The organism is Aquirufa rosea, assembly GCF_004118285.1.
Classification (GTDB): domain Bacteria; phylum Bacteroidota; class Bacteroidia; order Cytophagales; family Spirosomataceae; genus Aquirufa; species Aquirufa rosea.
In genome coordinates, this window is sequence record NZ_SDHY01000004.1 from 58,498 (window position 1) to 81,425 (window position 22,928).

General features: G+C 39.6%; 23 protein-coding genes. 6 read left to right on the forward strand and 17 right to left on the reverse strand.

Features of this window, described 5'->3' with window-relative positions; genetic code table 11:
- Position 1: 1 nt before the first annotated feature.
- From ESB04_RS07390 to ESB04_RS07430, 9 genes are all read right to left on the reverse strand, one after another.
- The gene (locus tag ESB04_RS07390) at positions 2-1,552 is read right to left on the reverse strand and encodes a TonB family protein (protein WP_129027099.1); all 1,551 of its coding nucleotides are present in this window, start codon (positions 1,550-1,552) and stop codon (positions 2-4) included.
- The gene (locus ESB04_RS07395; protein WP_129027100.1) at positions 1,542-1,913 is read right to left on the reverse strand and encodes a BlaI/MecI/CopY family transcriptional regulator; all 372 of its coding nucleotides are present in this window, start codon (positions 1,911-1,913) and stop codon (positions 1,542-1,544) included. Before ESB04_RS07395 ends, ESB04_RS07390 begins: the two co-directional genes overlap by 11 nt.
- A gap of 170 nt (positions 1,914-2,083) precedes the next feature.
- Positions 2,084-3,460, reverse strand: coding sequence for a Gfo/Idh/MocA family protein (locus ESB04_RS07400; protein WP_129027306.1), 1,377 nt, complete (start codon positions 3,458-3,460; stop codon positions 2,084-2,086).
- On the reverse strand, positions 3,460-4,617 hold the full coding sequence (locus ESB04_RS07405) for a Gfo/Idh/MocA family protein (protein ID WP_129027101.1): 1,158 nt from the start codon (positions 4,615-4,617) through the stop codon (positions 3,460-3,462). Before ESB04_RS07405 ends, ESB04_RS07400 begins: the two co-directional genes overlap by 1 nt.
- 94 nt (positions 4,618-4,711) lie before the next feature.
- Positions 4,712-5,125 carry an OsmC family protein gene (locus ESB04_RS07410; protein ID WP_129027102.1) on the reverse strand — a complete coding sequence of 138 codons (414 nt, stop codon included), beginning with the start codon at positions 5,123-5,125 and terminating at the stop codon, positions 4,712-4,714.
- 148 nt (positions 5,126-5,273) lie between these two features.
- Entirely contained in the window at positions 5,274-6,959 is a 1,686-nt protein-coding gene (locus ESB04_RS07415; RefSeq protein ID WP_129027103.1) for a PQQ-dependent sugar dehydrogenase, read from the reverse strand.
- Between the two features lie 56 nt (positions 6,960-7,015).
- A complete protein-coding gene (locus tag ESB04_RS07420; RefSeq protein ID WP_129027104.1) occupies positions 7,016-7,474 on the reverse strand; it encodes a hypothetical protein in 459 nt (152 codons plus the stop codon).
- Positions 7,471-8,031 carry a pyridoxamine 5'-phosphate oxidase family protein gene (locus ESB04_RS07425; protein WP_129027105.1) on the reverse strand — a complete coding sequence of 187 codons (561 nt, stop codon included), beginning with the start codon at positions 8,029-8,031 and terminating at the stop codon, positions 7,471-7,473. Before ESB04_RS07425 ends, ESB04_RS07420 begins: the two co-directional genes overlap by 4 nt.
- 52 nt (positions 8,032-8,083) lie before the next feature.
- On the reverse strand, positions 8,084-8,815 hold the full coding sequence (locus ESB04_RS07430; RefSeq protein WP_235832195.1) for an NUDIX hydrolase: 732 nt from the start codon (positions 8,813-8,815) through the stop codon (positions 8,084-8,086).
- 187 nt (positions 8,816-9,002) lie between these two features.
- Between ESB04_RS07430 and ESB04_RS07435 the strand changes: the two genes are divergently transcribed.
- Both ESB04_RS07435 and ESB04_RS07440 read left to right on the forward strand, forming a co-directional pair.
- A complete protein-coding gene (locus ESB04_RS07435; protein ID WP_129027107.1) occupies positions 9,003-10,613 on the forward strand; it encodes a carboxylesterase/lipase family protein in 1,611 nt (536 codons plus the stop codon).
- 124 nt (positions 10,614-10,737) lie between these two features.
- Positions 10,738-11,523, forward strand: a complete 786-nt coding sequence (locus tag ESB04_RS07440; protein WP_129027108.1) for a PhzF family phenazine biosynthesis protein — start codon at positions 10,738-10,740, stop codon at positions 11,521-11,523.
- A gap of 53 nt (positions 11,524-11,576) precedes the next feature.
- Here ESB04_RS07440 and ESB04_RS07445 read toward each other — a convergent pair whose 3' ends face one another.
- The 5 genes from ESB04_RS07445 to ESB04_RS07465 all read right to left on the reverse strand — a co-directional run bounded on the left by ESB04_RS07445 (position 11,577) and on the right by ESB04_RS07465 (position 15,643).
- Positions 11,577-12,437: a ChaN family lipoprotein gene (locus tag ESB04_RS07445; protein ID WP_129027109.1), complete on the reverse strand. Its 861-nt coding sequence runs from the start codon at positions 12,435-12,437 to the stop codon at positions 11,577-11,579.
- A gap of 114 nt (positions 12,438-12,551) precedes the next feature.
- Positions 12,552-13,088, reverse strand: a complete 537-nt coding sequence (locus ESB04_RS07450) for a DUF2911 domain-containing protein (RefSeq protein ID WP_129027110.1) — start codon at positions 13,086-13,088, stop codon at positions 12,552-12,554.
- A 14-nt stretch (positions 13,089-13,102) separates the two neighbouring features.
- Positions 13,103-14,029, reverse strand: a complete 927-nt coding sequence (locus ESB04_RS07455; protein WP_129027111.1) for an MBL fold metallo-hydrolase — start codon at positions 14,027-14,029, stop codon at positions 13,103-13,105.
- A 115-nt stretch (positions 14,030-14,144) separates the two neighbouring features.
- Positions 14,145-14,732 carry a TMEM175 family protein gene (locus ESB04_RS07460; protein ID WP_129027112.1) on the reverse strand — a complete coding sequence of 196 codons (588 nt, stop codon included), beginning with the start codon at positions 14,730-14,732 and terminating at the stop codon, positions 14,145-14,147.
- A 41-nt stretch (positions 14,733-14,773) separates the two neighbouring features.
- Positions 14,774-15,643 carry a DMT family transporter gene (locus tag ESB04_RS07465; protein WP_129027113.1) on the reverse strand — a complete coding sequence of 290 codons (870 nt, stop codon included), beginning with the start codon at positions 15,641-15,643 and terminating at the stop codon, positions 14,774-14,776.
- 182 nt (positions 15,644-15,825) lie between these two features.
- Between ESB04_RS07465 and ESB04_RS07470 the strand changes: the two genes are divergently transcribed.
- Complete coding sequence (locus ESB04_RS07470; RefSeq protein ID WP_129027114.1) at positions 15,826-17,055, forward strand: multidrug effflux MFS transporter; 1,230 nt, start codon at positions 15,826-15,828, stop codon at positions 17,053-17,055.
- Here the strand turns inward: ESB04_RS07470 and ESB04_RS07475 are convergent.
- On the reverse strand, positions 17,030-17,710 hold the full coding sequence (locus tag ESB04_RS07475) for a TetR/AcrR family transcriptional regulator (protein WP_129027115.1): 681 nt from the start codon (positions 17,708-17,710) through the stop codon (positions 17,030-17,032). The genes ESB04_RS07470 and ESB04_RS07475 overlap by 26 nt on opposite strands.
- Positions 17,711-17,837: 127 nt before the next feature.
- Here ESB04_RS07475 and ESB04_RS07480 point away from each other — a divergent pair, with 127 nt between their 5' ends.
- The 3 genes from ESB04_RS07480 to ESB04_RS07490 are packed head-to-tail and all read left to right on the forward strand — an operon-like array spanning position 17,838 to position 22,162.
- A complete protein-coding gene (locus ESB04_RS07480; RefSeq protein ID WP_235832196.1) occupies positions 17,838-19,466 on the forward strand; it encodes a peptidase domain-containing ABC transporter in 1,629 nt (542 codons plus the stop codon).
- A gap of 1 nt (position 19,467) precedes the next feature.
- Positions 19,468-20,781, forward strand: a complete 1,314-nt coding sequence (locus tag ESB04_RS07485) for an HlyD family secretion protein (protein WP_129027116.1) — start codon at positions 19,468-19,470, stop codon at positions 20,779-20,781.
- Positions 20,771-22,162 carry a TolC family protein gene (locus ESB04_RS07490; protein WP_164969616.1) on the forward strand — a complete coding sequence of 464 codons (1,392 nt, stop codon included), beginning with the start codon at positions 20,771-20,773 and terminating at the stop codon, positions 22,160-22,162. The genes ESB04_RS07485 and ESB04_RS07490 overlap by 11 nt, the downstream gene beginning before the upstream one ends.
- Before the next feature lie 15 nt (positions 22,163-22,177).
- Here ESB04_RS07490 and ESB04_RS07495 read toward each other — a convergent pair whose 3' ends face one another.
- Both ESB04_RS07495 and ESB04_RS07500 read right to left on the reverse strand, forming a co-directional pair.
- Entirely contained in the window at positions 22,178-22,384 is a 207-nt protein-coding gene (locus tag ESB04_RS07495) for a helix-turn-helix domain-containing protein (RefSeq protein ID WP_129027118.1), read from the reverse strand.
- Positions 22,385-22,386: 2 nt separating this feature from the next.
- Complete coding sequence (locus ESB04_RS07500) at positions 22,387-22,893, reverse strand: DUF2975 domain-containing protein (RefSeq protein ID WP_164969617.1); 507 nt, start codon at positions 22,891-22,893, stop codon at positions 22,387-22,389.
- Positions 22,894-22,928 lie beyond the last annotated feature (35 nt).

Sequence of the window (22,928 nt, forward strand, 5' to 3'; positions counted from 1 at the left end):
GCTATTTCCCTAAGGAAAAAGCTACTGGCTGTACTATTTGGGAAACTACCGACACATCATTGCTTTTGGCAGGAATCCACTTGCCTGACTCCCTAATGATTCTGACTGCTTCCTCGCCTAAACCAAAACCTGGCGATCTCAGTACTTTGATGTCGGAAAGGCTGCCATCTACTTCTACCGTGAATTGGACATAAGCTTTACCGGAGATATTGGCTTTTTTAGCTTGCTCAGGATATTGTAAGTGGTTCAACAGGAATGCTTGAAAAGCACTCGCTCCACCTGGATATGAAGCAGGTTCCTCTATCACCGAACTAGCTTCAGAAGCCGGGGAATTTTTCTTGGTGATAATCTCCACTACTCCATTTTTACCTTCCTGACCATACTGACTAATGGCTTGACTGCCTTTCAAGACATTGACAGAAAGAATATCGGCAGGGTTAATCTGGTTTAAAAGGACATTCTTTTGAATTTTCCCGTCAATAACATAGAGTGGTGGAACCGGAGGAGGGGGCGGTACTCCAGGAGTGGCTGGATGGGCGAGCGGCGGTGTTGGAGGTGGAGGAAGAAGTCCATGCACACCGGGTTTCCCGGGTTTACTGGGCTTATTCGGAGCATTTTTGACAGCAGTAATGCTGATTTTAGGAGCCGCAGAAATTTCTGGTTTTTCTTGGGCTCTTACTTGCAATGAGAATATGGCGATCGCCAGGAAGGCAATGGGTAATGCCAACACCTTTCTGGCATATTCATATGAGGTATTTTGGGATGTTGTTAACATGACAATTCTTCGTTTAATGGATGAATAATAAAATGAATGACTAGGATTCAAAAAGTGATTTCCATAGTGGGATTGTAAAATCATTTGGGCAAAAGCCTGCACGTTATTGCTTCCCACAGCCTCTTGGTCAGCAATGAATTCATGAATATTTTGTAACTCTCGATGGATAAGCCAATTAAACGGATTAATCCAAAACACCGAGGTAATGATTTGACAAATGATCCGGTCGATCGTGTGTTTTTGTTGAATGTGGGTCAATTCATGCTTGAAAATGGCCTGCCCATGCTCCTCTGTGAGTGAGATTGATTTTTTCCAAAAGAGAAGTTGTAGGAAGGAAAAGGGAGCCTCCTCCTCTTCTGTCTCAATGAATAGAATCCCTTGCATGGGAATACTTGGATAGCGCATTTTCAATTGATAAATCCGAAACACTTGATAGATAAAATAGCTCACGAGTGCTATGGATATCAAACAAATAATCCCCGTGACATAATCCAACCAAGGTAAATTGATCCAAGAGACATGCTCAGGTTGGGCACTAGCTGAGGCTGCCACCAGATAAATCACTTGGCCTGCACCTTGGATTTGCTTTTCGTCTACAGAAAAAATGGAGAAGGGTAAAATTGGGATGACTAGACTCAACAACATACTGATCAACAAATAGAATCGGTTGTATTGATGGAAGCGATTATTCCGAAGGACCAACACATAGTAGGCATAGAATATCCCCGATATCAAGCTACTTTTAAATAGGTAGATAAAAAGTGCGTTATTGATCATCACCTTTAGATTTTAATTGATTAAGCAGCAATTCTAAATCCTCAATGGACATCTGTTTTTTGTCCACTAAAAAAGACACCACATTGGCGTAGGAGCCCCCAAAAAATGATTCCGTCAAACCAGCTATGCGCTGACCCGAATATTCTTGTTTGCTAACTTTAGCCATATAAAGGTTATTTCGATTCGGGTTTTGAATACTAACAAAATCCTTCTCGACCAGAATTTTCAACAGTGTGGCAATGGTGTTAGAATGAGGCTTGGGTTCAGGTAAAAGCTCAATGATATCCTTCAAAAAGCCCCCCTCTGGCAGGGTCCAAATTACCTGCATGATTTGCTCTTCTGCTTGAGTTAATTTTTTCATGGTTTTCTCTTTGTTGAGCCAAAGGTATAACTAATTTTTTAGTTACAATATTTTTCTAACTATTTTTTTAGTTAAAATTCATTAAAATAATTTGAGCTATTCAATCGGGCCAACAAAAAAAGGCCCCTGATAATCAGGAGCCTTGAAATAACCTTGGGTAAATTACCCTTTTAGAATTTGATACGGTCAGTACCATAAGGCGCTCTTTGAGTCCGACTTAAAAAGCGATTAGCCTCCGCATCGTTCACGAATTGTTCTTTTTTAGCATCCCAATACAGCTTACGCGGTAATTTCATAGCTACATGGGTAATTAAACAAACGGTACATGCTCTGTGACCAACCTCAATCGGGGAGATAGGCTCTTTCCTAGTTTCTATACAATCCAACCAGTTGCCATGCTGCTCATCAGAATGGTATAAATGAATTTCCTTTTCTCCAATGACAGAATCTAAAATAGCGGGATTGGAAGCATCTAGCGCTTTAGCTCTTACTTTAGAAGTTGGGTCTGTTGGCGTTGCGGAATAGTCACCCCTCGACACAAAAATCCAACCTTCCGTTCCCTCGTAACGAATACCATTCGGGAAGCCTCCGCTGGTATACATGGTGATGCCATTGGCATATTCTGCTTTCGCCATGAAGTCGCCATGCACATCCCAAACTCCCGATTTAGGGAATTCGGCTACGGCCTCCACGGAAAGGGGGCCTGTTAATTCCGTATCCATACCCCAGGCGGCAGAATCATAGTGATGCTGTCCCCAGCCGGTGATCATACCCGCCCCAAACTGCTCCATACGTAACCATCCCGGTCTGTCATAACCCACCTGAGGATGTACGCTAAGTTCGGTGTAGGGGATAAAAGGGGTTGAGCCCAACCACATGTCATAATTCAGGCCTTTAGGTACAGGCATTGGCTTTACAATGGGGCCACTTGGGTCTCCTGGGAGCCCCACTTTTACCGTATGTAATTTACCAATCCGTCCATTTCTCACTAATTCAGCAGCTCTGCGGAATTGGCTTGTGGATCTTTGTTGGGTTCCCACCTGCAAAATTCTTCCTGTTTTTTTGATGACTTCAGCTAATTGGCGGCCTTCTTTGATGGTAAGAGAAGTAGGTTTTTGAAGGTAAATGTCTTTGCCCGCTAGAGCTGCCTCCATAGCAGGCTGAGCATGCCAAAAGTCTGGGGTACTAATCATCACCGCGTCAATGTCCTTATTCAATAACATCTCTCGGTAATCATCGTACATTTTCACGTCGATGTAATTACTCTGACCCGTTTTCTTAGTATAGTATTCTTCCACCAGTTTTTTAGTATCCTCCGTTCTGTTTCTGTCTAGGTCACAGACCGCCATAATTCTGGCTTTGTCATACCTCCAGGTGCTAGGCAAATCATGGGTTCTGGCGATACGCCCACAACCGATTTGACCGATATTAATTTTATTGCTCGGAGCATCTTTTCCTCCTAATACATGGGTGGGAACAATGGTAGGAAAACCCAAAGTGCCTACCGCCCCAAGGGCCATGTTATTGATAAATTTTCTCCTTTTCATCATTTTGCAGATATTTTGGTGGCTTGTTTTTGTGCGATGAGAGCTAATTCTGTGGCAAGGAAACAATGTTCCTGAGACATGGCGGTTTCTGTTCTGTTCAATACATCATTCACCAGCAATTCTCCATGAGGAAGTTCTACATTTTTACAATCTATGTACAAAGTCTCTTTTTGAGTGACCAAATATAAATGACTACCCGTACCATGCGGAGAAGCGATGTCGGTATTTTTACGAACCTCCATGTATCCTTCCGTACCCAAAATAGTCAATCTGCCATCGCCCCAAGTATTGAGCCCATCTGGAGTAAACCAATCCACACGGATATAACCTGATCCACCATTTCCACGCAACATTAAATCGCCAAAGTCTTCAAAGTTGGGATATTGAGGATATTTATGATTAGCCACTTGCGAGGCTACCACTTCTCCTCGCGTAGATTTAGTGAAATGAAGGAATTGATCTACTTGATGAGAACCTATATCCGTGATGATTCCACCGTAGTACTTTTTATCAAAAAACCAGGATGGCCTGGATGGAATGCTCATGCGGTGAGGTCCTGTTCCAAGGGTTTGAACTACCTTTCCGATGATGCCTGTTTGAGCCAATTGACTCGCTTTTTCGGTGGCTTTGTTTTCAAATCTTTCCGAATAAGAAATAGAATAAATTCTTTTGGTCTCTTGCTGAACTTTTTTAACCTCGGCCAACTGCTCCAGGCTGATGATACCTGGTTTGTCGACCATGTAATCTTTACCCGCTTTCATCACACGGATGCCTAATGGCGCTCTATCAATCGGAGTAATGGAGCTTAATACCAATTGGATGGAAGGATCTCCCAAAATCTCCGCTTCACTCTTTACCAATTTCGCCGTTGGATATTTTTTGGCAAAATCTTTGATGAGGTCTGGTTCTTTGGCATAGTAAGAAACAAATTCTCCTCCTCCTCGGATAATGGAATTGGCCATGGTATAAATATGTCCGTGGTTAATTCCAATGACACCAAATTTCAATCTGGGTGCAATCACCTTTTCCTGTACTTTAGGAACAAACAAAGATGTTGCGTCTTTGATCGGTGCATTTAAGGAAGGTATGAAGGCAAGTCCGGACAATAAACTGGCATCTTGCAAAAATTTCCTGCGGTTAGAACTATTTTCTCTCATGAGATTATTCCATTTTAAGTGATACTATTTCTAAAAGTAATAATAGTTATAATCTTACTGATATCATCCTTGTTTTGTCTGCAAGAGATGAGGATCAAACAGTCAACGTGGAATCCACTACGATGGTCGTTTTCAATAATCGAGAAATAGGACAATTCGCCTCCGCATCTTTTACTTGAGCCAAGAAAGTATCTTGATCGATTCCTGGCACAGTGGCTTTTAAGATTAATCGAGACTCAATAATGCTGCCTTCTTCCATTTTAATTTGTCCTTGGACATCCAAGACTTTGGGAGGAAAGCCTGCGCCTGTCAGGTTGAAACTCAACTTCATAGCAAAGCAGCCTGCATGTGCCGCAGCTACCAATTCCTCAGGATTTGTTCCAATCCCATCTTCAAATCGAGTATTGAAGGAATACTGAGTATGACTTAACACACCACTTTGGGTACTTAACACCCCTTTACCTTCTTTTCCGGTTCCTTGCCAAACGGCATTTGCTTTTCTGATCATAGCTAGATTTATTTTTGAATTAGAGAATTTCAATATGGTTCAATATTACTCTTTTTCTCTTACATACAATCAAATTCGCCTTGGCATATTTGGGAAGAGGAAAAAAATGATGGAATCGTTTTTTCCGCACATTCCTAGTTGATACCTGCTACTCATTGGGAACTATTTGATATAACATTCCATCCACCTTGGTGATGATGTATAACTCTCCTTGCGCGTCCTGTCCCAAACGTAAATCCGCTTTATTAGATTTGGATAATTCCTTTAGCGTTACTTCCTTACCTTCCAAACGAAGCTTCAATTCTCGAATGCGCGCTTGACTTCCTTCCTTGATTTCAGAAATGGGGATATAGAATATTCGTCCCCGAACAATCTCCCCGAAAATATATTTTCCTCGCAAAGCAGGAATAGCTTTTCCGGTATATTCAAATCCGCCCATCATGGCATTTCCCTCATCATGGTCAAACTGGGCTATCGGATAAGTATATCCCATCTTGGCATCATCTTTGGGAAGTGGATAAACGGTATTGGTTGTCGAGCTAGGATCAATCGCAAAGGTGCCTTCACGTAAAGGCCAACCATAGTTTTTACCTGCTTGTAAAAGGTACAAGGACTCGATGTTTCTTTGGCCAATATTTGACACGATGATTCTCCCGTCTTTGAGCCAAGAAATACGGTTAGGATTTCGAAATCCCTGAGCGAAGACTTCATCCAAGCCCTTTTTACCAACAAATGGATTAGAGGCAGGTATGCCATACTTCCCATTTTGGCTATTTCTTCCCAAGGGATCTATTCTAAGCACTTTCCCCCAAGCATGTTCGATGTTGTTGGGAATGAAACCGCGCCTTTGTTCCAAAGCTCCCCCGTCACCCATTCCAATGTACAGCAATCCAAAGTCTTGATCCCCGACTTTGGCATAAGGGTTAAAAGTGATTTCTTGCATGCCATGGATTTGATCAATCACATTAACCCGCATGATTTCTCGCGATTTCCCCTGAACGGTAGCGGATTTCGCATCATCCAACGTCCATTCTGTAATAATCCATTGCAGTTTCACACGAAGGCTATCGCCGTAAGTAAAGTCGGCAGGGCCTTTGATTTCAGGCTCTGTATGGGTCGTATAAAAGAGTTTATTTTGAGCAAAAAGAGGATGAAAAGCAAAGCTACCGAGGCCCGTTGCCATTCCCGGTTTATTGGTAAAATGCGGAAAGTACTTTGAAATATCTAAGTACTCACTTAATTCATTTTTTGAATTCAATAGGTATAGTTTTCCCTGTAAATCCGAAATAACACGATCCTTGGTGATGGGATGAAAGGTCATTTTATTGATCCTGGTTTTAGGCTCGGTCGAGTTTGTAATAGGGAATTGAATGACCTTTTTCAGGTTAATTGTTTCTCCAGAAAAAGCGATTTTAGGCACAATGGGATTTTCCAGCGCTAATTTTCCTTTGGTATTAGGAAGTTTAGGTGCAGGTTTTTCTAAAATATAGGCAATCACATCTTGTATATCCTGAGGATCCAGATGATTAAAGCCTGGCATATAGGATTTGAATTTCTTGAATTTATCTTGAGCTCTCGCCACCTGCGCATCAATCATACCTTTGGGATTATTGATGAAATCTATCAGGTATTGTTTATCAACTACTCCTTTTAGACCGCCTAATTGGGGGCCAATTCCATCCTCTTTGAAATTGTGGCAGCTAGCACAGTTCATTTCAAAAACTTGTGCGCCACGGTTTATTTGTTGAGAAATTCCTGAAAATGAAATAGCCCAAAGAGGCAAAACAAAAACGAAAAAACGAAGGAATACTACGGATGATGGAAGAATTTTCATAGGTTAAATAAAGCCGATGTAGGCTTTTTACTAGCAAAGAAAGAAAATGGAAAACTTTACTTTATCCTTGCCTTTCCTTCTTCTGACATGATGGATTGAGGATTTCTATGTAAAGTTTTGATAAAATGTACATTTCTAAAGCGTAAGGCCGACCAATCTTCATCTATAGCCACCTGACTTACTGGCTCAAATCCGATCTCCCCCATGGGTTCCCAACCCTGATCACGATTAAAGTCACAACGATATTTTTTGGAACTTCCTTTGGGATAGCACATCCAAATGGTCGCATCTCCTACGATTTTTTGTTGCACAGATTTGGCAAATTCTTGAATTTCCATTTTTTGGGTAACAAAAACTAAAGCATAGTTCACTTGATCTACTTGATTCAATGAGCTAATTACTCGAGATTCCTCTGGTAATTTTTCCAAGGCTAATTGGAAGGATGCCGGCGCTCCCAAAACAAGTACTTCGGACTGTTGCTTAAAAGCAAGTTTCTTAAATAATGGATCGATCATTTCAATTTCTCTTTGGCTAAATCAGTAGGTAATCCATCCAAACTTTTCATATTATTTTCTAGCATATATTCTTCCATTTTCTCTGCACCCATTTGTTCGCTCCAAGTAAAATAAATATCTCGTTCTCCTTGATAATCATACATAGGAACACCGTATCCGCAGGAAGTTTGAACTAAATCTATGTTGCCAACAATGATCTGCCTGGTACTAGAAATCAAATTGAAATGCGGTGCATATTCATCCCAAAGTGGGGAATTAGGTAATATCGTGAAACCTTTACCATAAAGGCGCAAGATGTTGGGGGTTTTATCGAAAGAACAAAACATGAAGGTTATTCTTCCATTTTCCAGGGTGTGGGCTGAGGTCTCATTACCTGAACTGATAAGGTCCATATATGCCACCGTTTGCTTGCTAATCACTCGAAACGAATCCAAACCTTTCGGAGATACATTAACACGTCCGTCATCACGTAATGGTGCAGTACCAACAAAAAATAGGTGCTGCTTTTCTATAAAATCTTGATGAGCCTTAGAGATAGATGGATAAAATTTGCCCATGGGAAATAGCTTAGTTTGGGTAAATATAAAATTTAATTTCTCAGAAAATACATTACCCTTTGTTGGAAAGATTTGATTTTAAACGATACAAATATGGGGCTTTACTTTTAGCTCCTGTGAATTTTTTGTCCAACCTTTCCAAGATATTCAAATCCAAGATTTTTTTCTGAAAATTATTGGCGGGGAAGGGTTTATCGTAAACCGTTTCGTACAATTCCTGCAACTCCCTCATGGTGAAGGTTTCAGACAAAAGGTTGTTGAAAAGCAATTTTTTGTCCAGATTGTCCCGAAGTACCTCAAGCCCTTTTTCGGCCATTTCACGGTGGTCAAATATCATGTGAGGCAGATCTTGACTATCATACCAATCGCAGCTTTCATCTAAGTCAATTTTTTTAGGAATGACCTTTTCGAAATCAACCAAAGCATAATATGCAATACTTACTAAGCGCATTTTTTGATTTTTCTCATTGATGGGGGGCTCCACATCTGGATATAATTCCTTGGCCAGGTGGGAGAATAATTGAAAATCTTCATCGGAAATTCGATTAGCCCGCCCAAACGTCCCCAATTCCTCCAAATAGACATCTTCTATCCCCGTTCTTTCAAACAATACCCTTTTGGCTGCGTCTTCAATATCTTCTTCTTGTAATACAAATCCCCCGGGAAGTGCGTAAATATCCTTTTCAAGCTTCAATTTGCTTAATATGAGCTTGAGCTTTTTGTGATGAAAACCGAAGATCACACAATCAACGGTCAGTTGGGGTATATGTTTAGAGGATTTCAAGAAAATATTTTTTACTAAGTTATTGACAAATTTTTAGAAGAAACAGTTTTTATCAAAGTCATTTTCTAAAAAATAGAAAATCAAAATATTTTACTACATTTGGCTAAATTATCAATTTGATACAAAGATATCTTTCGTTCATTTTGATTCCACAGGGTAGAAACTCTATAATTTAATACATACAACAATGAAAAAAGCTAGTTTAATTTTAGGCCTATTCCTCCTTGGTGGGCTGTCTGTACATGCTCAAGTGACCACAGGGCAAAATGTAGCTGTGGTATCCACAGATGCTGGTAAGGTTAGAGGTTATGTTCATGGGGGTATTTATACCTACAAAGGAATTCCATACGCGGAGGCTGGTAGATTTGAAACGGCACATAAGCCAAAGCCATGGAACGGTGTTCGCAGTTCTTTGAGCTATGGCCCAGTAGCCTATTTAATGACGCCAACCACACAGGTGGCTGACGAATCAGAATTTGTGTATAATCACTCTTGGGGTTATCCTAATGAGGACTGCATGCGTGTAAATGTCTGGACTCCGGGCATCAATGATGGGAAGAAGAGACCCGTATTATTTTGGATTCATGGAGGAGGATTTACCTCAGGTTCTTCACAAGAATTACCCTCTTATGATGGAGAAAATTTAGCCAAAAAAGGAGATGTCGTGGTCGTGTCTATCAACCATCGCCTGAATATTTTGGGCTATTTAGACTTATCTGCCTATGGGGAAAAATATAAGACCTCGGCCAACAATTCCATTTTAGACATGAAAACTGCTCTGGAATGGGTTAAAAACAATATCAGTCAGTTTGGAGGAGACCCAGGTAATGTGACCATCTTTGGCCAATCGGGTGGTGGAGCTAAAGTAAATACCTTGATGGCCATGCCATCTGCTAAAGGGCTATTCCACAAAGCCATCAACCAAAGTGGTGCATTCACTACTAATATGATGGATAAATCGGTCACTCAAGCCATCACCAAAGAGGTATTAAACATTTTACATATTGATGAGAGTAAGGTAGATAGTTTACAAAAAGTACCATTCCCCGTATTGGCATCGGCGGGTCAGAAAGCATTGCAAGCCGTTTCTGCACAACTAAAAGCTGCAGGTAAAGCTGTTGGAGGTTTTGGATTAAGCTGGGGACCTAGCATAGACCCGAACCTTTTACCTTACCAACCGATGTCCGCAGAAGCCATGGAGCTTTCTAAAAATGTCCCATTGATGATTGGAACAGTGAAGAATGAATTCATGCCAACCTTATTTTCTGGCATTAGCCATGATGCCTCCATGGCAGAAGTAGAAGCCTACTTGCAAAAAACTTATGGCGCCAAGGCTGAAGCCTACAAAGCGGCAGTACGCAAGGCATATCCTGCCGATACCAAACCCACAGATTTAATGGATGTGGATACCCGTTTCAGACCGGGTGCGGTAGATCAGGCAAATATTAAATCGGCCCTTGCTGGAGGTGCTCCCGTTTATATGTACTTGTTTACTTGGCAATCTCCGGTGATGGATGGTAAGTACAAGGCCATTCACTGCATCGAATTGCCGTTTTGTTTCAACAATATCGCGCGTTGTGAAGAAATGACTGGGGGTACCAAAGAAGCCTATGCCTTAGCCGACAAAATGAGCCAAGCTTGGATAAATTTTGCTCGTTTAGGCAATCCAAACCACAAAGGGTTACCGAATTGGCCTACCTATAATGCAACAAATACCTCAACCATGCACTTCGATAATACTTGCACCGTTAAGCCACAATTGGACAAGGAGTTATTTCAACTAGTTAAATCTAATTAGTTCGTAAGCGTTTTCGAATAAATAGGAGCCCCGATATTTTCGGGGCTCTTTTATGGCATTTAGCTAAGCCCGGCAAGTTAATTTCCCTAGAGAATGCATAAATTGGGGGATTAATTTAGGAAGCATGAATCTGTCCCTGTACCAAGTAGACGCCTTTACGAATCAATTATTTGCCGGAAATCCTGCTGCCATTTGTCCCTTAGAAGAATGGTTGGCAGATGATATCATGCAGAAAATTGCCGCAGAAAATAACCTAGCAGAAACGGCATTTTTTGTCAAACGGGGCAAGCACTACGAAATACGTTGGTTTACACCCACCGTGGAGGTGGATCTATGCGGTCATGCTACCTTGGCAGCTGCACATGTCCTGTTTCATTGTTTAGGAACAGATACTGATGAAATTATATTCTTTTCGCCACGAAGTGGAGAATTACGGGTTGCAAGGCAAAGAGATTTACTGACTTTAAACTTTCCTGCAGATCAGGTGCAGCCTGTTGATTTCGATTGGGCATCTTTTCAAGGTTTAAATCAAGTGGCTCAACAGGTTTACCGTGGCAAAACTGATTTTTTATTCATCTATGAGAAGGAAGAGCAAGTTGCAGAAATGGCCCCTAATTTTTTAGAAATCGCCAAGCTGCAAGCTAGAGGAATCATTATTACCGCTCCGGGAAATGAAGTAGATTTTGTATCTAGATTTTTTGGTCCACAGTCAGGAATTAATGAAGACCCAGTCACAGGCTCTGCGCATACGACATTGACACCCTACTGGGCCAAAAGACTACAGAAAAATCAATTAACAGCTAAACAACTTTCTCCTCGAGGAGGGGATTTATCCTGCGAACTTAAGGGAGACCGAGTGACTATCAGTGGAAATTGCGTGTTGTATATGGTCGGTGAGATATTCGTGTAAGCTGACCATCCTTTTTGAGATCAATAGAATTATCCCTAGACTGAATATCCCAGTCAATAAGTTGTTGTCATATCGTCTTCCACACAGATAATAAAGTCAGCGATACGCTTATTTTCCTGTGTCAACACTTTAATTTCCTTCTGACTTACCGTAGCAATGGTCGCAATTTTAATGGTAGGTTTTGCCAATTTCAGATACCAGGAGATCCCTTCATAATTTTCAGAATGATACGAACCATTTACATGGATAAAAAGCTGAGGTTCTTCCCAATTTTTCACTATAAAATGAGCCATCGTCGCATCCTTCAAAGCCTGTGCTTTAGGCATATTGGGCGTGGAATGACCAGGCATCATGTTCAACATTTTTAGATAACCAGGTAAGTTAGCATCGTAAGGAATGGGCAATGGCGCCATCCACGATTTTTCTTCGCTTGTCAATGAATTCAATGCCTCAAAACCACCCTTAGATACCATGCTAGCATATTTTCTGGGTACATTGGTGGCAATAAATTTCAATTGATTTTCTTTGGCGAAATTCACTAAAGGTGCATAATCCGTCTTATAATTTTTCCAAAGTCTTGCAGAAGAATCTAGTGACTTGGCGGTGATTTTTCCAGCTACATAGGCCGACAAAGCCCCTTGATTATCTTGTTCAAACATTTCTGCTCCCAAAACCAGCTTGCGCTTCGAAAAGCAGGATGTAATTATTTCCAATTCCAACCAATGACTGATGGGATTATTGTGTAACTCCCCGATTAACACCACGTCTTGTTTTTGTAATTGCTTGATCATTTTATGATAAGACACTTCCCTCCCTTGGGCATTAAATAATCGATAGGCAGGTTTGTCCTTAGCTAATATGGGAGCTGAGAAAAAAAGTATTACCCAAAAACAAAGGATGATTTTCTTATTCATGTGTGTTTAGCTGTTGAGTGAATACAAATTAGGATAAAATATTATGATTTATACATTCCCATAAAAACAAAAAGCGGCCACAAAGACCGCTTTTACCTGATTCAAGAAATGAATTTATTTTACTGGAATTAATAGACTCTTATTTTCCCAGCCAAAAGCAATTCCTGAAGGAACAACCTTATATTCCAAGGCCTCTTTGAATTCAGAATTACCTGGCTTTACCGAAATAGTAAACACATCCTTTTCTGGGTTGCGAGTAGTTTCCCCTCCTCTTTTAATGCCCCATTGGCCCACTTCTGTATTAAAAATAACTTGCCAATCACCTTCTGTTGGCAACATGTAAATACTGTATTTACCTTTGGGAAGCATATTATCTCCTACTTTCACATCTGCGTCTGTCTCAATCATGGTGGCGGTATTAGCCCCTGCTCTCCAAACTTTTCCATAAGGAACTAGTTCTCCCCAAATTTTTCTACCCTTAACGGATGGACTGCTGTACACAATGGAAACATTGGCTTTTCCAATCGTCCCCGTTGCGGTTACCTTAGGACTCTGTGGCGGACGAGGAGCGTCCTGCGCCATAGAAATTGTCGTGAAAGACAAAATACTTACTAGAATAAGTAATGGTTTGAATAATGGATTGATTTTCATAATGATATGTGTGTTTATTGTTTTGAACTCTTTTCAGTTAATTCCTCATAGGCCATTTGGAAATTGTTCTTTAAGAAGTCTCCATTCATCCCTTGAACTCCATTTACTGCCGTTAACTTCATCACCTCCTCCTTTGTTTTACCACTTTTAATTTCAGATGAAACATGAATGATTAATTTTTCCAAATAATCCGTTAATGCCAACAAATCTTCCTTCTTACAAGTAAGCTCCGTTGGGTTAAAAGCATGCCCGTAGGTAAAAATGGTGTCCTTGTCGAATTGCTTCTGAATTTTGTCATTGACATGTATCCAATTGGCAATACTTGCCCCAGCACTTCGGTCAATGATCGGGTAGCGCTTATTACCGAATAAATCCCCCAAATGAACCACATTAGCATGTTCAAAATGAATGGCAATATCTCCATTCGTATGGGCTGGACCAAAATAATACGCTTTAATACGTTCTTTACCTATTTTGGCAGTCCATGTATCTTGAAAAGTTTCTGTTGGATAAAACTGCTTATCCTGTGTCTTGGCCTTTTCCGCTGCCGCTATCTGATTTTTCAAGGAATTTTCATGCGCCACGACACGCTTTACTAGCCCTTTAAATGAAATATTCCCAGCGGTATGATCACCATGATGGTGCGTATTCATTAACAATTGAATTTTATCATCAGACTGCTTTTTCAAATCATCGATTAAATGTTGGGATTGTTCCGGAAACTGAGTATCAATCACGGCATATCCATCTTTACTTTTCAGTACGGCAATGGTGCCTCCTCGTTCACTAAACAGTGAAATCCCTCCTCTCAATTCCTTCCAGGTAAATGCTGGCCCCTGCAACAAACTTGATTGAGCCAATAGAGAATCTTTAGTTCCCCAAAGCAAAGATAGTAGCAAGGTATTAGCGGAGCCTTGAATAAATTGTCGACGTTTTAACATGTGTATAAGAGTATAGTAGATTAAAAATCAAATGTAAATTCCTCTTTCAAATAGCGCTAAAAATTGAGACCAATACCCCTTGTAATCTTATCAAAAGAGAAATTATGGTCTATTTTTATTTGTCAGCTTGTTGATTCAAGGTATTCTCAATCCTTGAATCGGGCATTATCCATAAAACTGCAATGCCGTAAAAAATGATTAAACTGACAATTGGATAAAAAAAGGCTAAAATTATTCCTGAAAAATACCCGGTGGTAGATATCCTTTCCTTCCATCGGTCTGCCAAGGCTTGACCAATATTGGATTCCTTTCCTTCGTGTTTCACCGCCATTTTCTCCAACAATAAAAAGGCCAAAGCACACATAAAAAGTACAAATCCATACATGGCCACCGTATTTTCGGCGAAGTGGTTTTCTCCCATCCATGCGGTTACAAACGGAAGTAGTGATAACCAAAAAAGTAAGCATAAGTTGGCTAAAAGGACTTTCCCATTTACTTTTTCAATGGCCTGAAATAAATGATGGTGATTATTCCAATAAATGCCCACATAAATGAAGCTGAATAAATAGGAGAGAAACTTAGGAATCAAAGGCTCTAAAGCCTGGAAGCTTGCTCCGTGGGGTACTTTTAACTCCAATACCATAATAGTGATGATGATAGCCAATACGCCATCACTGAAAGCTTCTAATCGATTGGTAGTCACAGGAATATTTTTTTGAAAAGGTATAAAAAATCAACTGATTTCTATGCATTGGAACTTTGTTTTTTACCTACATATAAACCCAGCATCACCATTAAGGTCCCCACAATGGTAAAGATAGATATGGGTTCCGCACTGAAGAAATAAGCAAATAGGTATCCAAAGACAGGACATAGGAATATCCACATGGAGGCGGCGATGGGGTCCTTATCAATCATATAGAACCAGAGTCTAATGGCTAAAATGGAAACTGGAAATATTAACCAAGCGGCAGAAAGGAAAAATCGTAAATCGAAATTAGCCTGATCAAAATCCGCGAAATACAAGGTAAAAGGCAGTAAAAATATCCCTCCTAGGAAAACTTGCCAGCCATTAATGACTAGGGCATTTAAGGACCAGGAAGTTTGAACATAATAGACCGTGGCCAAAGAAACGGTCATGATTCCAGCAATTAAAATAAGTAAACCCTTCCCAACTTCCCCCTCTAGATGTACTTGGGGAAAGGAGGCAATGAGGATGCCTGTTAAACCCAACATTAAACTTATCAAATCTTTACTGCTGGGTTTCTTCTGAAGAAATAAAGCAGAAAAAAGGGTTATGAATAAAGGATTTGTAGCCGTGGCTAAACTTCCAATTCCGGGACTAATATATTTAATGGCCAATACAAATGCGCCCAAATATAAAGTGGAATTTAAGAGACCAAATAAAGCCAATTGTTTGATTTCCTTTCCATTAGGGACAAGTCGATTTTTGAATGAAAAAAGGTAGGAGAAGAGTAGTAAACTAATACCTGCTACGATGAGTCGAAAGTTCGCGAGTATAAAAGGATGAACAGATTGTATGCCTAATTTAGTCGCAACAGCGGCGGAAGACCATAAAATAGAAAACAAAATGCCCGCCAACAGGTTTTTCATATATTAATCACTCGATAAATCTAACTCATACCTATTTATCATAGAATCTGGTTAGGAAGCAAGAACGAATTTAAATTGAATACTTCGGAAATTAACGAAAGCATTATTCTTTTAAAATAAACTATTTAAAATCATATTTTGGGATTAATTTTGCGTCCCTTTACACACACATACCCAACCACATGTCAAAGCAGGCAAACCGGACTAAAATTATTTTAATTCTCGGAATTTTATCAGCCATCGGTCCCCTGTCGATTGATATGTACCTTCCTGCCTTTAAAAATATGGCAGCAGCTCTGCATTGTACGCAAGAGCAAATGGGTTACACTTTATCCAGCTTCTTTTTGGGAATTTGTTTGGGGCAATTGGTCAATGGCCCTGTGTTGGACCATTTTGGAAGAAAAAATGTCTTGTACGTGGGCTTAAGTATTTATGTGGTTAGCTCCTTTGGTTCTGCGTTCTCATATACGGTAGAACAATTAATCGCTTGGCGATTCTTTCAAGCCATTGGAGGAAGTATAGGCATGGTAGCGCCCAATGCAATCATTCGAGAAACCTTTAAAGAATCGGAAAGGCCCAAAATTCTTTCCTTGATGATCCTTATTTTAGGGGTTTCTCCCATTTTAGCTCCTTCCTTGGGAAGCTTACTTTTAACCATCACCCATTGGAATATCATCTTTATCCTGTTGGGAATTATCACCTTACTCATCATATTTTTAATTCGAAGCTGGCTTCCTGAAAAAATTAATAAGCATCCGAGAGGACCATTTAAATTGGATACTATTTTGACCTCCTATCGGTCCCTTTTTGCAGAAAAGCAATTTTTAACCTTTGCCACCGCAGGGGCCATCGGTTCGGGTTGTATTTTTACCTTTGTTTCAGGGGCACCACTGACGTTCTTGAATTTTTATCATGCGGACGAAAAGCAGTTTGGTTGGATATTTGCCATGGTCGCTTCAGGCATCATCGGGGCAAGTCAATTCAACCATTGGGTGTTAAAACGCTTCACAAGCCAACAGGTTCTTTCATTCATATTACCCCTACAATTATTGCTGGGAATTTTACTTGCCACTCTCTCCAAGTTTGGTATAATTAATATTCAAATGAATATTTTCCTCCTATTCTGCATTTTAGCTTGCCAGGGATTGTTATTTCCCAACATTATCAGCATGGCCTTACAGCCATTTCATGAAGGGGCAGGGGCAGCCTCTGCCATGATGGGGGCATTGCAAATGGCCTGGGGATCCATTTGTGCTACCCTATTAGGTTTGTTGTTTGATGGCACTCCATTTACCATGGCCATTATCATGGTGTTTTGTGCCACTATAGCCAATGTAGTCTTATTTATAATTGGGAAAAAGTATTTGACTGGTCGCTCGGAAGAATTTATAGAGAACCTTTCAATAGAGTAAAGAGTAGATCTTTCAAATATTTTTCTACAAATACTTGTTTGTTTTCAGTACCACAATCCGTCAATTTGGGTAGATACATACTGAAGAATAATTGTGAATGAGAGGTTTCAATCAAGGTACTGCTGAGAGAATGAGGAAATAAATAGGAAGGATCATAAGCCTGAATCAAACGGGAAATCCGTTCACAGAGATCTTTATAAGGCTTAAAAACTTCATGCTGATTAATTTCTTTCACTTCTTTCACTAAATAAACCTTACTACTTTCAGCGATGACTATTTGGTGTAAATAATTTTTATTGTAGTCTGTTTGCCCCGCACTTTCGGGAAGGTCTCGAGTTAATAATTCCACCAGCTTTTCCAATTTGGACCTGGAATCTGTGACAGGCTCTAATTGAAATACCACTAAGTATTCCATATATGACCAGTACCAATTTAAAATATAAAGTAACAAGCGATGTTTATTCTCAAAATATCGGTAAATCGTAGCCTCTGTCGTATTCATAACAGAAGCTAATTTTTTAAATGTAAAATGCTCAAAACCCAATTCAAAGATTAAATCAATGGCATGTTTCACCATCTGCTTGCCCAATTCTGAACTTTCTGGATCGCGCAAATAGATTTTACTATTGACTCTAAAACTCAATGAATAATCCATATCTGAAAAAAAATTTCACAAACATAAAATATATAAAGACTATCACAAAATATTTTTTTATTTTATTCGTAATAGCAATACTATTATTTAAAAAAGTGTTTATTTTTGCTCCCGAAATATAAATTATATGTCAAAAAAGAACCCTATTGACCGAATAGTTAAGCTACTGGCAGATCACAAAAAAGAGGTTACCTCCATCTATTTGTTTTCTATCGTGAGTGGATTAGTCAATTTAAGTCTCCCCTTGGGCGTTCAATCCATCATTGGTTTTGTCTTGGGTGCCACCATGGTCACTTCCATCTACATATTGATTTTTTTCATTGTGTTGGGAGTGTTTCTAGTAGGGCTACTCCAAATCAACCAAATGAAAATTATCGAGGCTATTCAGCAACGGATATTCACTCAATACTCTTATGATTTCGCCGTCAAAATCCCCAAAATGGATTTAATGAAAAATGATAAGTATTTCATCCCTGAGAAAGTATCTCGTTTTTTCGACATCGTCAACATCCAAAAAGGATTTGCCAAATTACTTTTAGACATCCCGATTGCGAGTGTACAAATCATCTTTGGAGCGATTTTATTATCCTTATATCACCCATTTTTTATCGTTTTTAGTTTAGTTCTTTTATTGATGCTTGGTTTCATATTATATGTCACCAGTGAGGTAGGTATCCAAACGAGTATCGAAGAGTCCAACCACAAATACAGTGTGGCTAGCTTTTTTAGTGAAATAGGTAGAACCTTAAAATCCTTCAAATTCAGTCAGGGTTTTTCCTTGAATATCAAGAAGACGGATGTCAATGTAAGCAAGTATCTATTAGCTAGAACCAAGCATTTCCATGTATTGCTATTTCAGTACAAAACCTTAGTCACTTTCAAGGTGGTGTTGACAATCATCATGCTTTCCTTGGGTTCCTACCTTTTGCTAAACCAACAATTGAACTTGGGAGAATTCATTGCTGCCGAAATTGTTATATTAATGGTCATTGGGGCGGTGGAGAAATTGATCACCAGCTTGGATAGTGCTTATGATGTCATTACTGGATTAGAAAAATTAGCCAGTGTCACAGAAAGTCCCATGGAGTCTTCGGGGCAGTTGGAGCTTCATTCCAATAAGGGTTTGGAAATTGAACTCAAGCAATTGAGTTTTCAATTTGAACCTGAAAACAAAATATTTGATCACTTTTCGGTGCACATCAAACCAGGAGAAAAAGTTGCTGTGCTAGGTCAAGAAGGTGCTGGTAAATCCATGTTACTCCGCTTACTTACCGGAAATTATCAAAATTTCAAGGGGTCCATTTTAATCAATCACATACCTGTCCAAAACTACAATCTGCTAAGCTTAAGGAAACAAACGGGCGTGCTTTTGCATGGCCAAGAGATTTTCGGTGGAACGGTTTGGGAAAACATTAGCCTGGGCCAAGAAGAGGTAAGTCCTGAACTCATCATTGAAACCGCCAAGCGATTAGGTTTCGAACATTTCATCGCGCATTTTCCGAAGGGTTTTGATCATGTCATTGAGCCAATTGGTAAAAAGACCCCTCAAACCATCATCAAAAAGATATTGTTGCTAAGAGCCCTATGCGGAAGTAAAAACTTATTGTTGTTAGAAGAGCCTTGGAATGGATTAGACCAAGCCAGCGCAGAAAAACTTAAATCCTATTTATTAAGTCCTGCGAATCAAGCCACCACGATCATTGTTTCCAATGACCCAGTCTTTGTAAGCGCCGCGGATCAACAAATCAACCTGTAATATGGAAAACTTCAAGTCATTTAATCTTATATACAAACAAGGGAAAAGCACCGAAATCCGATTTTGGTTTATAGGTCTCTTGATTTTAAGCATTGCCATCATCTTTTTACCCTGGACACAAAACATTCAAACCAAGGGGAATATCACTAGCTTATACCAAGAACAAAAACCTCAAAAAATTTATAGTCCGATTGCCGGTAAAATCAGTTATTGGAGAGTAAAAGAGGGAGATGTAGTGAATCAAGGCGATACCTTGGTAAAAATTACGGAGATTAAAGAAGATTACCTTGACCCCAATTTAATAGCCAGAACTCAGGACCAATTAAATGCCAAAAAAGGTTCTTTGGAATATTATATTCAGAAAGTACAAGCCACGGATGCCCAAATAGCCAACTTAAGGCAGTCTAAAAGCTTGAAAAAAAGTCAATTGGAAAATAAACTTAGGCAGTTAGATCAAAAGATTACAGCGGAGAAGGCGGAATTTACGGCAGCAAGTAATGAACAAAATTTGGCCAAAGACCAGTTGGATCGCTACCAGCAGATGTACAAGGAAGGTCTTATTTCTCAAACCCAATTTCAACAGCGAAATGTGACAGCTCAAAACGCTATAGCTAAAAAAATCGCAGCTGAAAACAAGGTAAATCAAACGGTCCAAGAGATTAGTAATACGCAGATTGAACTAAAAAGTGTAGATCAAGAATACGAAGAGAAAATCAACAAGGCGAATAGTGAACGTTTACAAAGTTTAGGACAAATTGAAACGAATAAAGGAGAAGTAGCCAAACTAAGCAATCAGGTTACTAATTATTCCATCAGGAATGGGATGTATTATATCCTGGCACCTCAATCAGGTCAAGTCATCCAATCAAAAAAAGCGGGTATTGGGGAAATCATCAAAGATGGAGAGGAACTACTCACAATCGTTCCGCAAAGTCCCAATTATGCCGTAGAAGTCTTTGTTAGACCAGTAGACCTTCCACTGATTGCGCCTGGACAATCCATCCGATTTATCTTTGATGGATTCCCGGCCATCGTATTTGCTGGCGGATGGCCAGAACAAAGTTATGGAACGTTTTCGGGAAAGATTTTGGTGGTTGAAAATGCGATTAATCCCAACGGTTTATTTCGTGTGATTGTACAGGAAGATGCTCGGTATAAAAAATGGCCGAAACAGATCAAAATTGGTGCTGGTGTTAAAGGTATCATCTTGTTAAATGATGTTCCGCTTTGGTATGAATTATGGAGAAATATCAACGGATTCCCACCTGATTTTTACCAAGCCAAAAACGACAAAAATGCTGCATATGAAAAGTAGATTCGTGGGCTTGGGCTTACTGTTATTGGCACACCTAAGTTGGGGACAGAATAAAACTTTGCACCCAGAGGCTTACTTAAAGATAGTGGAGAAATATCATCCCGTAGCTCGCCAAGCCCAGATTGGAATTAAAAAAACGGATGCTCAAATCCTTCAAGCTCGAGCGGAGTTTGACCCCATCCTTAAACACTACATTACCAGTAAGACCTTGGATGGCACTAGCTATTACCAATACAATTCTCCAGAATTAAATATCCCTACCTGGTACGGAATTGAAGTCAATTCTGGTATTGAAAATTTGCAAGGAGACCGACTTGACCCTAGTCAAACGACTGGACAAACAAGTTACATAGGAATTCAAGTTCCCATTGCCAAAAACCTTTTGATGGATAAAAGGAGGGCTGCTTTGCAACAAGCCAAGTTAATGAATCAAATGGCTTTTGCAGAACAAAGAGTCGTATTAAATCAACTGTTCTCAGATGCCATGGAAGCCTATTGGCATTGGCTAAAATGTTATCAAGTATTGAATGTCACTCGTCAAAACCTAGATGCCGCCAAAAGAAGAATTGATTTTGTGAAAAGAAGCGTAGAACTAGGAGATCGACCTGCCGTGGATACCCTGGAAGCCAACACGCAATTCATGTATTTGGATAACCAGTTTTTGGCAAAATCCTTGGATTATGAGAATGCCATTTTACAATTATCTGCCTTCTTGTGGCAAGAAAATAATAGTCCATTAACTCTCCATAAGGACATTTTACCTGCCGAGGTTTGGGGTGATTATACGCTATTTTCTAATTTCGATTTGAACTTGCAATCCATCCTAGAAAAAGTTGATTCCTTTCATCCTGAAATTCAGGCTTATCAATTTAAAATTGAAGGATTGAATGTGGAAAAGAGATTAAAATTTCAGAGTTTATTGCCCAAAATTGATCTGCAATATAACCACCTAATGAAAGACAAAGCCACCTCTGTGAACACGGCTTTATTTACTAATAATTATCGCTTTGGAATAAAATTTGAAATGCCGCTTCGCTTATCTTTAGGTAGGGGTGAATACCAATCTGCAAAGCTAAAAATCGAAGAAGAAACCATCTTGTTGTCGCAGAAAAAGCAACAAATACAGATTAAAATTAATAGCTATTTCAATCAATTTCAGACACTAAAAAAACAAATTCAAACGCAAGAAAAAGCCGTGTCGAGTTACACGGCCTTAACCAAGGCGGAAGAATCGAAATTCGCTCAAGGGGAGTCCAGCTTATTTCTCATAAACAGCCGAGAAATCAAGGCATTAGAGGCCTCAGAAAAATTACTGGATTTAAAGGCCTACCTGTTTAAAACTGTTTATGCGCTGCAAGCCAGTGCGGGTTTATTGATATAAATTCCCCCCTTTTTTCTATTCAGACTGATATTCTAATATATCGGCAGGTTGGCAATTCAATGCCTCACAAATAGCCTCCAAGGTACTAAAACGAATGGCCTTGGCTTTCCCCGTTTTTAAAATGGACAAATTGGACAAGGTAATATCCACCTTTTCAGATAACTCATTTAATGACATCTTTCGTTTAGCCATCATCACATCCAAGTTTACTACAATAGGCATAACTACACGGTTAATTCGTTTTCAGATTGAATTTCAGCTCCCTTTTTAAATATCTGAGCAAACACAAATACCAAGCCAGAAAGAAACAAGGTTTCACCTCCATTCCAATCCGCTTTGGCTAAGCCCCAACTTTCCTGATAAAGCATCGACACCAAGGAAATAATCCAAATACTCAAAATCAGGAAACTGATTTTTTCTATTCGTTGAGCCACTTCCATGTCAAAGGGACTCTTCAAATTAATTTTTGACAGGACCTGAATTACCTGCTGAGCCACATAAGCTTTGATGGCTAAAGTAGCCACTTGTAAAAAAAGCGTCAAAGTGTAAGCCAAGAAACTTTCTTTTTTCAAATCATATAGGTTCAATCCTTCATAAAGATCTTTGGCCACTTGTTCATTAAATAAGCTTAATGAATAGGTGAAAATGAGTGCTCCACATTTGATAGAAATGCCAATAAATGCTATCCATGAAAATACATTCAGGATTGTTAAAATACGTTCTGTTTTCATCTTAATCATCTTTTGTGTTGATTGTTTGACAAAGA